This window comes from Dongia sp., assembly GCF_041906375.1.
Classification (GTDB): domain Bacteria; phylum Pseudomonadota; class Alphaproteobacteria; order Dongiales; family Dongiaceae; genus Dongia.
Genome location: NZ_JAYRJJ010000001.1, coordinates 782,981 through 797,747, shown reverse-complemented (window position 1 = coordinate 797,747; position 14,767 = coordinate 782,981). Strand labels below are relative to the sequence as shown.

Annotated in this window: 14 protein-coding genes; 3 read left to right on the top strand and 11 right to left on the bottom strand. The window is 60.7% G+C overall.

All coding sequences use genetic code 11. The features are described from left to right. Positions 1–34: 34 nt before the first annotated feature. Entirely contained in the window at positions 35–625 is a 591-nt protein-coding gene (locus ACE3OA_RS03635) for a pilus assembly protein N-terminal domain-containing protein (RefSeq protein ID WP_374307982.1), read from the bottom strand. A 196-nt stretch (positions 626–821) separates the two neighbouring features. Here ACE3OA_RS03635 and ACE3OA_RS03630 point away from each other — a divergent pair, with 196 nt between their 5' ends. Next, positions 822–1,604 carry a tetratricopeptide repeat protein gene (locus tag ACE3OA_RS03630; RefSeq protein ID WP_374307980.1) on the top strand — a complete coding sequence of 261 codons (783 nt, stop codon included), beginning with the start codon at positions 822–824 and terminating at the stop codon, positions 1,602–1,604. A gap of 24 nt (positions 1,605–1,628) precedes the next feature. Here ACE3OA_RS03630 and ACE3OA_RS03625 read toward each other — a convergent pair whose 3' ends face one another. The 9 genes from ACE3OA_RS03625 to ACE3OA_RS03585 form a co-directional block, all read right to left on the bottom strand. After that, a complete protein-coding gene (locus ACE3OA_RS03625; protein WP_374307978.1) occupies positions 1,629–2,594 on the bottom strand; it encodes a type II secretion system F family protein in 966 nt (321 codons plus the stop codon). A gap of 7 nt (positions 2,595–2,601) precedes the next feature. Then, positions 2,602–3,615, bottom strand: coding sequence for a type II secretion system F family protein (locus ACE3OA_RS03620; protein ID WP_374307976.1), 1,014 nt, complete (start codon positions 3,613–3,615; stop codon positions 2,602–2,604). After that, positions 3,608–5,035, bottom strand: coding sequence for a CpaF family protein (locus ACE3OA_RS03615; protein WP_374307972.1), 1,428 nt, complete (start codon positions 5,033–5,035; stop codon positions 3,608–3,610). The genes ACE3OA_RS03620 and ACE3OA_RS03615 overlap by 8 nt, the downstream gene beginning before the upstream one ends. A 44-nt stretch (positions 5,036–5,079) precedes the next feature. After that, positions 5,080–6,282 carry an AAA family ATPase gene (locus ACE3OA_RS03610; RefSeq protein ID WP_374307970.1) on the bottom strand — a complete coding sequence of 401 codons (1,203 nt, stop codon included), beginning with the start codon at positions 6,280–6,282 and terminating at the stop codon, positions 5,080–5,082. Next, on the bottom strand, positions 6,283–6,963 hold the full coding sequence (locus tag ACE3OA_RS03605) for a CpaD family pilus assembly lipoprotein (protein ID WP_374307968.1): 681 nt from the start codon (positions 6,961–6,963) through the stop codon (positions 6,283–6,285). It abuts the gene before it with no gap. A gap of 14 nt (positions 6,964–6,977) precedes the next feature. Next, entirely contained in the window at positions 6,978–8,369 is a 1,392-nt protein-coding gene (locus ACE3OA_RS03600) for a type II and III secretion system protein family protein (protein WP_374307966.1), read from the bottom strand. Between the two features lie 114 nt (positions 8,370–8,483). After that, entirely contained in the window at positions 8,484–9,434 is a 951-nt protein-coding gene (cpaB, locus tag ACE3OA_RS03595) for a Flp pilus assembly protein CpaB (RefSeq protein WP_374307963.1), read from the bottom strand. Between the two features lie 259 nt (positions 9,435–9,693). Further along, positions 9,694–10,197 (bottom strand): prepilin peptidase, encoded by a 504-nt coding sequence (locus ACE3OA_RS03590; RefSeq protein ID WP_374307961.1) that lies wholly within the window; start codon positions 10,195–10,197, stop codon positions 9,694–9,696. A 131-nt stretch (positions 10,198–10,328) separates the two neighbouring features. Beyond that, entirely contained in the window at positions 10,329–10,526 is a 198-nt protein-coding gene (locus ACE3OA_RS03585; RefSeq protein WP_374307959.1) for a Flp family type IVb pilin, read from the bottom strand. Between the two features lie 300 nt (positions 10,527–10,826). Between ACE3OA_RS03585 and ACE3OA_RS03580 the strand changes: the two genes are divergently transcribed. After that, positions 10,827–12,671 (top strand): hypothetical protein, encoded by a 1,845-nt coding sequence (locus ACE3OA_RS03580; protein ID WP_374307957.1) that lies wholly within the window; start codon positions 10,827–10,829, stop codon positions 12,669–12,671. Positions 12,672–12,811: 140 nt separating this feature from the next. Continuing rightward, positions 12,812–13,741 carry a diguanylate cyclase domain-containing protein gene (locus tag ACE3OA_RS03575; RefSeq protein ID WP_374307955.1) on the top strand — a complete coding sequence of 310 codons (930 nt, stop codon included), beginning with the start codon at positions 12,812–12,814 and terminating at the stop codon, positions 13,739–13,741. Positions 13,742–13,751: 10 nt separating this feature from the next. Here the strand turns inward: ACE3OA_RS03575 and ACE3OA_RS03570 are convergent, their stop codons facing one another. Further along, the gene (locus tag ACE3OA_RS03570; RefSeq protein ID WP_374307953.1) at positions 13,752–14,693 is read right to left on the bottom strand and encodes a LysR substrate-binding domain-containing protein; all 942 of its coding nucleotides are present in this window, start codon (positions 14,691–14,693) and stop codon (positions 13,752–13,754) included. Between the last annotated feature and the right edge of the window lie 74 nt (positions 14,694–14,767).

Here is a 14,767-nt window from a genome sequence, read left to right as displayed (position 1 = left end):
CCGCCTAGGCTGAATCTGGATCTGGCCACGGCCCTCAATAGGGCGCGATAATCGTACCCGACTGCCCGGCAATGCCGGACGCACCCTGTGCCGTGCCCCGATTGGCATCGGCAACACCTTGCGCCGTCTGCCCTGCTGCCGCGGCGGCCTCGCCATTCCCGCCGCCTCCAGCAGCCGGCGCGCCACTGCTGCCGCCCCCAACCGGAGTCACCGAGGAATAGCTGGTGCCACCCGGCCCAAGCACTTGGACGCACCGGGTCAGGCAGGTCCAACTGCGCTCACTGATGGTGCCGGCGCCGGCATTGATGATCGACACCTGGCGATTATCTTCCGGCATCACGACCACGGCCGCGTCGAACAGGACCGAGTTGTCCGCCCCAAGGATCAGCATGTTCGTCTCGCCGGGAACTTTGCCGAAGACCACGATCTGCCCAGACCCTTCCAGGGTGACATCGATCACGCTGGGATCGCCGATGACGATGCTGCTGACACCGGAGCCGAAGGACATGATCTGGGCCTTACGCCAGGTCACCTGGACGACGTCGTTGGCATTCGCGGTCGTTACCGGCGCGCCAAGCGATGCCAACGTCAAAGCGGCGAATGTGGCCAATGCGATCGCACGCATGAAAATCCCCAATCAATGTCCGGACAGGCGCTGATCAAGATTGCATCCTACTGCCAATCGTCTTAATGCTCAATTAAATTTCCTATGTAATAGTAGGATTTAGCTTGGATTTGTGCGAAACTGCTTGAGAGCGAAGAGGTCACGGAGAGAGGTCATGATGCCAACCTTGCCTATCCTTGGGGAGCGGGGCCACCGCTTGGCCAGACTTCTCGCCACAGCCGGGATACTGAGCAGCCTCGCGGCCTGCGGTGCGTTGCCGGAGGGCGCCAAAGCGACGGCGGAGAATGCCGATGGCACAAAGGCCACCTCCAAACCCTCGGAACTGGACCCGCAGATCAAGCTTGCAGCCCTTCAGGCCGAGGCACAGAACAACTACCTTGAGGCTGCGCAGCACTATCAGTCCCTGCTGACCCGCGATCCGGAAAACCTCGATCTGGCAGTCGCTCTGGTGCGCAATCTGCGCTTCGCCGGCAGTACGCCGCAAGATATCGATATCCTCAACCAGCTCATTGCGAAATACGGTCGTACAAGCCGGCTGCTGACCGAGTTGGGGAAGTCCTATGTCTCGGGCGACAAGATGAACCTCGGCATTCCCATATTGCAGGAAGCAGCAGCACTGCCGGACGCTACCTGGGACACGTTTTCGGCATTGGGCGTCGCCTTCGACTATGAAGGCGACTATCCGCACGCACGGGAGGCCTATACGCAGGCCCTGCTGCTGTCGCCGCGAAACCCTGAAATTCTCAACAACCTCGCCCTTTCACAGGCACAGTCCGGCGACCTCGACGGCGCCATTCAAACACTCGGCCAGGCGGTCGATCAGGCCAGCGCATCGCCGCAGGTATGGCAGAATCTCGCTTTGATGCTGGCGCTGCGCGGCGATAGCGCTGGAGCGGAGCGCCTCGCCCGCAAGGACCTGCCGCGGGAACTCGCTGATCAGAACACTGAATATTATCGTTACCTGGCAAGCGGCAACTGAGCGTCCGGTCTGGGCTTGTCGCCGCTATTTGAAGGTCGACGTCACTTTGATGACGATCGGCACGATGATGACGATGAACAACACCGGCAGAAAGAACATGATCATCGGCACGGTCAGTTTCGCCGGCAGTGCAGCCGCCTTCTTTTCTGCCGCCATCATGCGCTCTTCACGGTTCTCCTGCGCGATCGTCCGCAGGCCGACGGCGATCGGCGTGCCGTACTTCTCCGCCTGAACCAACGTCGTCGACAGGGACTTGAAATTGCGCATGCCCGTGCGGACGGCAAGATTTTCAAATGCCTGCCGGCGATCGCCGAGGAAGGCTAGCTCCGCCGCCGTGATCCCGATTTCTTCAGCCAGTTCGGGTGCCGATTCCGCCATTTCCTCAGTCACCTTCTGAAAGGCGGCTTCGATTGACATGCCGGCCTCGACACAGATGACCATCAGATCGAGCGTATCGGGAAAGGCGCGGCGCAAGGCAGCTTGGCGCTTTTGTATGGCATTGCGCAGCCACAGATTGGGAAAGAAGTATCCGAAGGCCGCCGCAGCGATGGCGATGGCCATGTGCAGTTCTGTGGACTTGTTGGGCAGCGCGAACGACACGTAGATATAGCCGCCGACCAACAGGATGATCGGTCCGGCGATGCGGGCGAAGATAAACCGCACCGGTGTCGATGGATGCCGCCAGCCCGCCTGCTGGAGCTTGACCCGCAGATCCTTGGCCTGGAGCAGGTTTTCCATCTTGAACAGATTGATGATGGCCCGCATCGCGCCCTCGTGGCGCGCCGGCATCAGGCGTTTGCGCTGCTGGAACTGCTCCTGCTGCTTGGCGCGCAGTTCCTCGCGCTTGGCGGCCACAGTCTTCAGTCGGTCTGCAAAGCTGTCACGCGTGATGAAGGGCAGCGCGACCGCCATTACCGAAGCAAAAGCGGCGACGAATGAAATGAGGATAATCAGAGAAGGAAGATTGACGCCCCATTCGATCTCTTGCATGGCTGCCTCAGATATCGAAATGGATCATCTGACGCATCACCAGCGAGCCGATGATCATCATGACGATGCCAATGCCGATCCAAAGATTGCCGGTCGAGGTCGTGAAAAGCAGGCTGATGATGTGCGGCTGCAGCACCGCCAATGCGCCACTGAGAATGAAGGGCAGCGAGCCGATGATCGCGGCCGATGCCTTGGCCTCACTGGACATCGCCGTCACCTTGTCACGCATGCGCTTACGTGAGCGTAGCACGTCCGACAATTTGGCCAGCGTTTCGGCAAGATTGCCGCCGGTGGTCTGCTGCGTGATGAGAACGATCGTGAAAAACCTGACTTCCGGCGTCGGTACCCGGTCCGACATGCGTTGCAGCACCTCGCCCATGGTCATGCCGAGCTTGATGCCTTCGTTCACCAGAGTGAACTCCGGGCCGATTGGCACAGGCATTTCTCGCGCCACGATGTTGAGACATTCGCCAACGGTGAGGCCGGACCGCACACCGCGCACGATGATGTCGATGGCATCGGCAAAATAAGCCGTGAACTTGTGTTTGCGGCGCTTGATGAGAAAATTCAGCACCAGCTTTGGCACACCGAAAAGGCCGATCGGCAACGCCACCAGGCAGAGGATCGGCGGTGCGCCAAACGCCCAGGTGAGAAAGGCAAAGGTCAATCCGCACGCCGCCGACAACAGCATGAAGCGTTGCGGCGACATCTTGAGACCGGCATGCACGAGCACCTCGCGCATACGCGCACCCCGGCGCTTCTGGCTCAGTTCCTCGGCTTCCTTGAGCTTGGCCGCCACCTGCTTCTTGCGCCCGGCCAATTGGCCGTCCTTGCCGCCGCTCTTGCTCTCACCAGCCAAATGCGCGCCCGTTCCGACCACTGCGGCAATGCGCTTCTTCATGCGCGCACGAGGCGCCCCCAGGACGGCAACGACGGCGACGACGATCAGGGTTACTGCGATGCCGGCAGTCAAGGCGAGCAGGATGATCTGCGGCATCATGCCAGCAATTTGGCTAGACACTGCTTTCCTCCATGACGTCCGCCAATTCGCGCTCCTTGCCGAAATAGCGTACCCGCTCATAGAAGGCGGGGCGCAACCCGGTCGAGCGGTGCCGCCCGACGATGCGCCCTTGCGCGTCCTCGCCCTGGATCTCGTAGATAAAGAGGTCCTGCAACGTCACCACGTCGCCTTCCATGCCGACGACCTCGCTGACATGGGTAATCTTGCGCGAACCGTCGCGCAGGCGCGACGCCTGCACGATGACATTGACGGCACCGGCGATCTGTTCCCGCACCGTCTTTGCCGGCAGCGTATAGCCACCCATCGCGATCATGTTCTCAATACGGGAGATGCATTCTCGCGGGTTGTTGGCGTGGATGGTACCCATCGACCCGTCATGGCCGGTATTCATGGCCTGCAACAGATCGAATGCCTCGGGTCCACGGACTTCGCCCACGATGATGCGCTCGGGGCGCATACGCAGGCAGTTGCGTACGAGATCGCGCATGGTGACCTGTCCGACACCCTCCAAATTGGGCGGTCGCGTTTCGAGGCGCACGACATGCGGCTGCTGCAGCTGCAACTCGGCGGCGTCCTCACAGGTGATCACGCGTTCGTTGCGGTCGATATAGTTCGTCAAACAGTTCAGCAACGTCGTCTTGCCGGAGCCGGTACCACCGGAAATGATAACGTTGAGGCGACAATGCCCGATGATTTCGAGCAGTCGGCCACCGGCTGGTGTGATGGTGCCAAACTTGACCAGCTTGTCGAGGGTGAGGCGATCGCGTTTGAATTTACGAATGGTCAGTGCGGGACCGTCGATGGCCAGTGGCGGTGCAATGACGTTGACGCGCGACCCGTCCTGCAGGCGCGCGTCGCAGATCGGGCTGGATTCGTCGACGCGCCGGCCGACAGCCTGGACGATGCGTTGGCAGATATTCATCAGCTGCTGGTTGTCGCGGAATTTGACGTCGGTCAGCTGGATGATGCCATTGGTCTCGATATAGACCTTGTCGTAGCCGTTCACCATGATATCGGCGATATCGTCGCGCGCCAGCAACGGCTCCAGCGGGCCCAGCCCCAGGATATCGTTGCAGATGTCGGTGATGAGCGTCTGCTGCTCTATCGCCGACAACATCAGATTGCGCATGTTGATGATTTCGCCGACGATCTCGCTGATCGCCTCGCGCACCGATTTATGGTCGAGTTTGGCGAATTCACCCAGATCGACTGTCGCCATCAGGTCGTTGAAGACACTGACCTTGACCTCGCTCAGCCGGTTGTCCATCTCGGCCGAACGCGTGACGGGCGCCATGTTGACTGCACCGGCGGCCGCGGTCGTCGTGGCAACCGGGAGTGCCGCCGGCTTTTCGGCAAGATCGGTCCGTGGCGATGACTTATCGCTCGATGCTCCGATAGGCGTATTGCGCTTGCCGAACATGCCAGCTTCCCGGCTCGAAGGTTAAATCCAGAAATACCGCGGGGTCACTTGGTTTTTGCCGGCCGCTTCAGCCAGTTCAAGAGCTTCGGCGTCGAGCTTGGGCGCACGGTACCACCCTTGCGCCCGCCAAGCTGCTGCGCCAGTTGACGCAATTGCTCGTTCAACCGGTGCGACTTGGCACCCTCCCCGACCATCTGGCCGTTGTTCGCCAGTTGCGCGAACAGCGTCGGGTCGAAGCCGACGGTCAGGCTCGGCGCGAGACCCAGCGTATCCTGGAAGTCCTTGGCCGACAATTGGTTCCTCTTGGCGACATCGGCCTTGTTCAGGATCAGGCGATTGACGGCGCTGCCGCGGTGCCCTTTCAGCCAATCGAACAGCATCTTGGCGTCGCGCAGATTGGCGAGATCGGGGTTGGCGGTGACCACGATCTCGTCCGACAGGAGCAGGACGCCGCTCAACCAGACACTCCAATGGCGGGGCAGATCAACGATCACATATTGCGCCATTGTCCGGCAGATATCGATAAGCCGCTCGATGGCCTCGACCGAGGGCTCGGCCGTGTCCTTGAGGGAACCGGTGGTCGAAAGTACTGAAAAGTGCGAACCATGCTCGGTCATGAAACGCTCGACCAGGACAGGATCGATACGCTCTGCGTCGGTCAGCGCCTCGTGGACGGCCTGCTTCGGATCCAAATTGAGTGCCAGCGCCATGGTGCCGAAATTAAAATCGAGGTCGATGCCGATGACTTCTTCCTGCGTCGCATTGGCCAAAGTCCAGCCCGTATTGACAGCAAGCGTCGAACTCCCCACCCCGCCCCTGCTGCCGATGAAGGAAATAACGCGCCCCTTCGGCCCAGCACCTGCATCCTTGACGCAGCTGGATATGGCTGCCGCAATGTCTGCCGTGGTGACCGGCCCAACCAGATATTCGCTGACGCCCTGATTGATCAATTGGCGATAGGCCTGCACATCGTTCACGGTCCCGATGACGATGACCTTGCGGCCCGGCTCGACAACTTCCGCCAGGGCTTCGAGACCTTTGCGGATATCGTCCGAGGTGCCGTTCTCCTCGACGATGATGAATTGCGGGCTCGGATTGTCGACATAGTGCTTCGCCGCCCGCGGCATGCCGCCGAAATGGACGGTCATCTTGGTCTTAGCGAATTCGCGTTCGCCGGTGAGCGCCGCCAATGCCGCCTCAGTATCTTTCGATTGCGGAAACGCCTCGATGCTAAAGCGATGAATCACTTACTGAGCTCCGGTGGTTAGTGGCACAACCGCCGGATTTTCACCTGGCCCAGCACCGATTCTCGCGCCGATGATGTATTTGCCAACCACATTGTCGGCACGGGCCGCAAGGCGACCGCTCGGTTCCGCGGCATCAACCAAGTCTCGCGGATTGACGATCATGGCCGCAATGTTGCGCTGCACGGAACAACCGTAATTGTAGGTGTTCTCGTTGACCGGAGTGAATTCGACGCGATCCTTCCAGGTGCCGCATTCGTCCGCCAGGGCGACATAGATCGGGAACTCCATGACGGCGCGGCCATACTTGGCCGTTTCCGGATCGGTCGCATAGGAAAGCTGGATCGCTTCGGTCGGGATGCCGCGTGAGGTGAGAATCTGCGTCACGTCGTTCGCGAAGGCCTGCGCCAACGGGTCCGCCGGCGATGCTGCTCCCACCTTGATCGTAATGCCGCCTGCCGCCTTGTTGACAAAATCCCGAGAGAACTCCCCGATCGCCGGCATGTCGGCAGCGTTTACCTGCCCACCTGGTCCGGGCTCGAGGATCAGGAGCGCCGTCCGCGTCTCGACTTTGACGGGATGCTGTAGGCCATACTCATAGTCCGGCATGTTCGCTTCGCAAGCAGCGAGCGCTGCACCTGCAAAGCCCAGACTTAGAATAGCAGCGACGAGACGGCATGTCATAGGACAGCCCTTTCCTAACGGATTATGTAGCCGATGGGGCCTTGCAACTGCGGAACCTGTTCCTTGGCGGCACCATGACGATTGGTATAGATGTTCTGGAGACGGCCGAGCAGATACATATCGAGATCGCCCGCCGGCGCGAATCCATCGGTAGGCAATGACAGCACGTTGGGATCCGTCGGCTGCACGAGAAATGCCCGCGCCACAATGACCAGTTCAGACTCGCGCTGCTGGAATGACGTCGAGCGGAAGAGCGTGCCGAGGATCGGGATGTTCATCAGGCCAGGGACACCGCGCAGCGCGTCGGTGATTTCATTGTTGAGCAGACCCGCCATCATGATGCTGCCGCCACTCGGCAGTTCCACGGTCGAAGTCGCGCGACGGGTAATGAAGCTGGGCAGGACGATATCGCCAATAGCGACGGAATCGGTAAAGTTGGCGGCACTGACTTCGGTCGCAATCTTCAAGCTGATGCGGCCGCGGTCCAGCACGATCGGCAGGAAGGTAAGGGAAACACCGAACGGTTTGAAGGTGACGGTGATGACACCATCATCGGTCGCTGTCGGAATGGGGACTTCACCACCGGCCAGCATTGTTGCGTACTCGCCCGAAACGGCGACCAGATTCGGTTCCGCCAACTTGTTGGCAAGGCCGTGCTGCTCGAGAATTCGCACTGTTGAGTCGATCGCGCCGGGCCCATCGATGAAAAGGGCGCCAGCGGGGGCCGCGGTGAGCGCACTTGCCGTGACCAATGGCGTCAACCCGCCGCCGATGATTGCCGAGGCACCACCCGTCACGCCGGAAACCACAAGATCGCCAACGGTGGTCGGGCTGATCAGGTTTTCAAGGCCCAGTTCCTTCAGTGCCGACTTCTGCACTTCGGCCACGGACACCTTGATGAGGACCTGCTGCTCGGCCCCCAGGCGCATCATGTTGATGACCTGCTGGTCGCTCACCACAAAGCGACGAGCTATGCTAGTTGCCTGGCGCGAATTCAGGTCTGAACTGGCTGTACCGTTCAGCACGAGCGAGTCACCAGCCCCCGATACCGTTATTCTTTCCGTCGGCATCGCGGCCAGAATGGCCGATTGCGCTGCCTCGGCATCCGGGTGGATCGAAATCTGGAAATTGTCGATCATCTTGCCGGCCGCATCGAGCAGGAACAGATTGGTCGAGCCGACAGACTTGCCGGCAATGAACAGCCGCGTCGGGGACCGGATGATGACATCGGCGATATCCGGATTGCCGACGATGATATCGCGCACAGGCTGCGACAGCGTCATCTCGCGCGTGTTGTTGACAGAGAGCTCAATGCGTTTGTCAGCAGGTGCGACGGCCGGCGCCGAGTTTTGCGCGCCGGTAAGCTGCGGCGCCGCGGGCAGGGTTTGATCTTGGGCAGTCGCCACTCCGGCACAGCCCAGCAGAATGCAAAGAGCCACCCCGGCGAGCGGAAGCCTCGCGGCCATGGACCGTAACGAACATCCCTGTTTCATTTTCGCCCGATCATCACTGCCTTGCCGTCACTGGCCAAGGCTCTCCACAGTTACGGCACCGCCGCGATTGATTCTGATTGTTTGCGCTATCGCCTTCACCGCCGGCGTCGACGGTTCCTCGGCCACCGGCATTTCGAACATGTCGCCTTCGAGACCACCGCGCATCAGGTCGTCGAGAACCTTGCTGGTGCTGCGGTCGGTTACGAAGATCGGCGCCTTGGCATCGGCCGCGGCGGCCTCGTCGTTCCTGGCCCAGCTGCGCAGAGCCAGAACCAATTGACCCATTTGCGACGCCACCAGAATTTTCTGAGCCTGCTCCGACGTCACTTCCATCGTCACGGTCTGGGCGTTAATGCCGGGGCCGCCGCCCTCGGGGCGCGCCAGGCTCTGGTTGACCGCAATGACCTTGATATCACGCATGATCGCTTCGACAGCGACTTGGCTCAGCAGGTCGCGCCCCACATCTTCAGGAACCCCTGCAGCGTCGCGCACGTTGCTGACCATGAAAACATCAACATGATCGTTGGGTAGAATCAGTCCGGCCGCTCCAGAACGCGGGGATACGTCGATGGTAACCGAGCGCATGCCCGGCGACAGGACGGCGGACGTGACGCCGGCATCGCCTTGCTTGATGATAGCGCCGGCAGCGATGGGCTCTCCGATCATGATCGCGCGACGGGCCATCATGCCGCGATAGTCCGCCAAAGGGTCCTCTCCGGCACCGCTCTTGAGGATGAAGCGAGGATCGATCGCACCCTTGGGCCATTTTTCCCAACGGAAGTCGGTGTCGACCAGGACTTCGCCCGGCGCGACGTCGCGGGCTGCGACCAGCACCTCTTCCACTCCGGCAATCGCGGCCTCCTGGGCCACCTGCACGGGTTGCTGCTGGACCGAGGCCAAAAATCGGGTCGCCAGAAAGGCCGTCAGAACAGCCGCTCCAAGCGCCACCACGATTAGAACGATCACTATCGGCCGCATTTGGCCCCTCTTTCCCGACCCGCAAACGCGTTGCGGCGCCAGAACTCTTCATGCGAGCGATTCATTTCGCCACGCATGATCCCCGTAAACCATTATTACCAATTTTTGGTTAAGAAGCCAGTCGTTTTGCCCGAAAATTTTCCCCGGTGAGTCGGGATTCAGCTCTTTGAGTCAAAATGTTGCAGCGCTTTCTGAAGATTTAACAGGAGGCTGCTACATCGCCGGATAAGGGGTGCTGCCAAAATGGTTAACGACGCTGTCAAAGACCAGCAAGGGCAATCAGTTGCTGACCCAGATGTCCGCGGCGAAACCAGAAATCGAGTCCCGCCAACGCGATAGCGACCCCATAGGGGAGGTGGCGCTTGCCATCCCGCATGCCGTAGGCAGGCCAGATGCGGGCAACCAGCAGCACGAACAAACCGAGAAATCCGCCGAAAAAAGTCGTCAGCATCAGGAAGCGCACAAGATCGAGGCCAAACCCGACCCACAAGGCCAAGGCGCCCAGCCATTTGACGTCGCCGCCACCCAGGAGATTGAAGCGAAAGGCCAAGGTACAGCCGAGCGCCGTAGCGCCCCCCGCCAGGAGGTGCAACGCGCCACCGGGCCAGAGCGGCAGCGAAAGCAGCATCCAGGGAAGTGCGACGATTGCCGTCGATATGGTGAGCCAGTTTGGCAGGCGAAACTGGACGACATCCAGCACCGCCCCGGCAATCAAAAGGCCGAGAAGAATGATTTCGCAGGTGATGATGCTGAGATCGAGCAAGTGAACCCACGGCGATTTTGGCGGCGAGGAGCCGACCAGGATGAATTGTGCTGCAGGAAGTTTAAATGAAGAGCGCGCCGGCTCCAGAGGGGCCGGCGCGCTACAACCGATCAGACTAAGCGAAGCGTGGCTTAGTTGCTGTTCTGGGTCTGGGCAGTGCTCGCGGCGCTCGACATCTTCGTGCCGATAACCGTGAACATCTTGTTGAGGCCGTTACCGGCCATCTGCGCACCAACGAAGATCGCCAGAGCGACGAAAGCCGCAATGAGACCGTATTCGATGGCGGTGGCGCCGGATTCCGACTTGAGTAGCTTGCGCAATTTAATCATGAGTTCATCTCCAACACTTTGAGTACGTTGCAACCTAGATCGCGACTTGAGCGTCGCCATAGGAAACTCTTTTCTTGGTGCCTCACGACAGTTTGCAGACCCGCGGACACTGGTGACCATCTTCCAACGCGACTCAACACTTCGCAAGTCATTCGAACACAAGGCCTTCACATCATCGTGTGAAGAGTAGGCGTGTTATCCGCGTTTTCGCCGCATTCAATCCCGGCTCCACATGTCAGCAATACTTTGTTAAGGATTAACCGTCGGAATGTGGCACCTCTCTCCTGATTTCAATTTGCCATGATCAACAGCACCAGAAGCTGGCGCCACTATACAGACGTCGCCGTCCTCGCACTGGCGACCGCCGCACTCCATTTTTCTCTGGCGCAGCAGATGGGTGTTGTCGCCACTGGTGGCCTGCAAGACACCGACGCCTATATGCGCCTCATCCGCGTGCAGGAGCTTTGGCAGAGCGGCGACTGGTACCAGCATCTGACCTCGAGCCTGGGCGCGCCCGGCAAGCTTTCATTACATTGGACGCGCCCACTCGATATTCTCATTCTGCTGCCGGCAATGCTTCTGCATTTGTTTGGCATGGGCATGGACCGGGCGATTTACTGGTCGGGCGTCATCATATCGCCCGCACTGCACTTCGCCGCCGCCATCGCCGCGGCCATGGCGGCGCGACCCCTATGGCCGCAGCATGGCGCCTGGCGCGTGGCAGCGTTGATGGTCCTGCTCAACGGCGCTGCCATTACCTATTGCCTGCCGGCACGGCCGGATCATCACAGCCTCGGTCTGCTCCTCACCATCCTGTCGGTTGGCCAGGCCATCCGCGCGGCTCTGGAATCTGCAAATGCCCGCAGTGCCTTCAAAGCGGGCGCTTGGGCCGGTATCGGCGTATGGATCAGCCCCGAAGCGCTGATCGGCGTGGCCCCTGCCCTCATCGCGTTCGGCCTGCTATGGCTCCACGCAAAGGAAGCACCCCAAGCCTGGGCGCGTCAGGGTCGCCGCTTCAGCACGGGCCTCGCCGTGATCCTGCTCCTTGCCATCACGCTGGAGCAACCGCCGGCGCAATGGCTCCATGCCGAATACGACAAGGTTTCGCTTCTGCACCTCGCTTTGGCAGCAGCGGCGGCCCTCGATTTCTGGCTGGCCGAGAAGATGCCCTGGCCGCCGATGCCGCGCTTCTTAGCGGCCGCCTTTGTCGCATCGGCTTCCGCGGCAGCACTTGCCTTTGCCTTCCCCGGTTTCTATCTCGGCCCGCTCGGCAACATCACCAATCAGGAAGCGGCCGTATTCCTGAACGACATCAAGGAAATGTCGCCGATCTGGCCGGTCGACAAGGCCAGTTCGGACCAGTTCTTCGGCATGATCGGCAATTCCCTGGCGGCTTTGCCTGTGGTTCCCTACTGTCTGTGGGCTTGGCGCCGGCAGAAGCTCTTTCCTGTCGCGGTCCTGCTCTCCCTTTCCTACCTGACGGCCTTATTGGGAGCCCTCCAACATCAGCGCCTCGCCGTCTTCCTCTGTGCCTATGGCGCAGTATTGGGCTGCGGATTGTTCGGTCTGCTGTGCAACCTTTCGGAACGCGGCATGCCGGTCACCCGCACGGTGACACGCCTCTTCGCCTGTTTCGTCGTCGTCATCGGCGGTCAGATCTGGCCGCTCATGTCAGACAGCGAAGCGCCGAAATCGCTGGCCGCGGCCGCCTGCAATCCGAAATCCGTTGCCGACTGGCTCAACGCGGCGCATCCCGGTATCATGACGCCCGAACCCATCGGCGCAGAACGAAAGACGCCGATCATCGTCACGGAATCGATCAACTATCCACCGGAGCTTGCCTATCGTACGGGCTATCGGTTTGTCGGCGGTCCCTATCATCGTGGCATCAACGACATCGCTGACATGAACGCGCTGGCCATGACGACCGACGACAACGCCGCAAAAGAGATCATCGCGCGGCGACAGGTGGACTATCTGCTGATGTGCATCATTGAGGTTCCGAAGGCGATCGGTGAATCTTCAGTGGATTCGTTGTATCATCGCCTGCTGCGGGGGAACGTGCCGGCATGGCTGCAACCCTTGCCGATGTCGGACGAGGCCAGCCGGGAATTCCGCATGTTCGCGGTCAAACGCTGGCATTGAGGTCGGGATTTTAACCTAGGAACGGCCAATTTTTACGGGTACAACAGACCCGCGGTGTCTGTTTTGGTCATTCTGGTGGTGAGATGTCGATGCATGAAGCCGAGCCGGGCGGTAAAGGCGAGTCAGGGAATGAAGGCCAAATGGCGCGCGACAAAGATCTGATCCTTGTGGTCGATGATTCTCCGACCAACCTCGCCATCATGAATGTCGTGCTGCGCGACATCTATCAGGTCATTACCGCCAACAATGGCGCGGATGCGTTGACGCTTGCAGCCAGCGAGGAGCCGGATCTCATCATCCTCGACATCATGATGCCTGGCATGGACGGCTACGAGATCTGCGATCGTTTGAAGGCTAATCCCTTCACCCGCGAGATTCCGGTCATGTTCGTCACTGCCATGGACCAGGAACGGCAGGAGGCAAAGGGTCTGGCCCTGGGGGCCGTCGACTACATTGCCAAGCCGGTCAGCCCGCCGATCGTGCTGGCGCGCGTACGCAACCAGTTGGAATTAAAGCGGCAGCGCGATTTCCTGCGCCGTCTCTCGGCCATCGACGGCCTGACCGGCATCGCTAATCGCCGCGCCTTTGAGGAGGATTTCGATCGCGAATGGCGCCGCGCCATCCGCCTGAAGACCAGTGTGGGCGTCTTCCTCACCGATATCGACAATTTCAAAGCCTACAACGACGCCTATGGCTATCTCGCCGGCGATGATTGCCTGCGCATCCTCGCTCAGGCGATGGCCAAGGCAATGCTGCGACCGGGCGATATCCTTGCGCGCTACAGCGGAGAAGAGTTCGTCGGCCTGATGCCGGACACCGATGCGAGCGGTGCCGCCATTGTCGGCGAGCGCCTGTTGAGTGCAACCCGCGCCCTCTCTTTGCCGCATGCGCATTCAGCCACGGCCTCCATCGTGACGGTCTCGATCGGCGTTGCCATTTGCCGGCCCGGCCCCAGCAGCGACCGTTCGGCCCTGTTCAAGCTGGCCGGCGATGCGCTCTATGCCGCCAAAAAAGGCGGGCGCAACCAGGTGCGCGTCTTCGAAATGCCGGACCCCGTAACAGCGATTTAGCCGAAGCTTCCTACCGCGTATCGCGCGATACCGGCCAGGACGGGGCTGGAATGGGCGGATTGCCGGCCAGCCAGTCCCGCACGATTTCCGCTTCCGGCGCCAGAATGATTCCGTGCGGCCAGACGATGTGGAAGGCAAGGCCGGTTATCCAGGGCTGATCGATCGGATGCGTGAGGAGACCTCGCGCGACCAGATGATCCGTCTGGTGCCGCCAGCCCAGCGCAATCCCCTGCCCTTCCAGCGCCGCACCCACCACCAGCGCATAGTCGTTGAGATGGAGCCCCGCCTGGTCGCGGTCGGCGGGAACGCCCGCCGCACGGAAGTAATCCGCCCAGTTGGGCCGCGGCCGGAACGGCTCGTCGAGGTGAATGAGGCGTTGTCGCTTGAGATCCGCCACGGAGGCGATCGGCCCCGCACGTTCTATATAGGCAGGGCTGCAGACCGGAATGATGGCCTCGTCGACCATCTTCACTGCATCGAGCCCCAGAAAGCGCCCGTCACCGCGCCTGATCCCGAGCGAAACACCTTCCGCATCGAGGTCGATGTCCTTGTCCGTCGTCTGCAGCCGGAGATCGATACCTGGATTATCGAGGCGGAACTGCGCGAGGCGCGGCAGCATCCACCAGGAGGCAAAGGCCGTCGAGCAGGACAGCGTCACATGCGTTCCGCTCTGGCTGCGCCGCAGCGTCTCGGTCGAGCGGCGGATATGCTCGAGCGCCAGGGTGACGTCCTGGTGATAGCGCCGCCCGTCTTCGGTGAGGCGCACCCGCTGATGCTCGCGCCGGAAAAGATCGACGGCCAAGGCCGCCTCGAGCTGCTTTACGCCGTAGCTCACCGCCGCCTGGGTCATGTTGAGCTCCTCGGCGGCCCTGGTGAAACTGGCCAGACGCCCGGCCGCCTCGAAAATCACCAAGGCATTCAAGGGGGGCAATTGGGTGCGGAGCAACTTCATAAGGTATTCTTATCAAGTTCCACATTTTTTTCCAGGATTACATCAGGCCAGCAGCAGCTAGCATAATCCGCTAG

What these genes read in the sequence shown, in the direction of transcription:
- ACE3OA_RS03605 (WP_374307968.1), bottom strand. Translation starts at nt 6,963, where the DNA reads ATGACATGCCGTCTCGTCGCTGCTATTCTAAGTCTGGGCTTTGCAGGT.
- ACE3OA_RS03615 (WP_374307972.1), bottom strand. Translation starts at nt 5,035, where the DNA reads ATGTTCGGCAAGCGCAATACGCCTATCGGAGCATCGAGCGATAAGTCA.
- ACE3OA_RS03575 (WP_374307955.1), top strand. Translation starts at nt 12,812, where the DNA reads ATGGCGCGCGACAAAGATCTGATCCTTGTGGTCGATGATTCTCCGACC.
- ACE3OA_RS03570 (WP_374307953.1), bottom strand. Translation starts at nt 14,693, where the DNA reads ATGAAGTTGCTCCGCACCCAATTGCCCCCCTTGAATGCCTTGGTGATT.
- ACE3OA_RS03585 (WP_374307959.1), bottom strand. Translation starts at nt 10,526, where the DNA reads ATGATTAAATTGCGCAAGCTACTCAAGTCGGAATCCGGCGCCACCGCC.
- ACE3OA_RS03635 (WP_374307982.1), bottom strand. Translation starts at nt 625, where the DNA reads ATGCGTGCGATCGCATTGGCCACATTCGCCGCTTTGACGTTGGCATCG.
- ACE3OA_RS03625 (WP_374307978.1), bottom strand. Translation starts at nt 2,594, where the DNA reads ATGCAAGAGATCGAATGGGGCGTCAATCTTCCTTCTCTGATTATCCTC.
- ACE3OA_RS03580 (WP_374307957.1), top strand. Translation starts at nt 10,827, where the DNA reads ATGATCAACAGCACCAGAAGCTGGCGCCACTATACAGACGTCGCCGTC.
- cpaB (WP_374307963.1), bottom strand. Translation starts at nt 9,434, where the DNA reads ATGCGGCCGATAGTGATCGTTCTAATCGTGGTGGCGCTTGGAGCGGCT.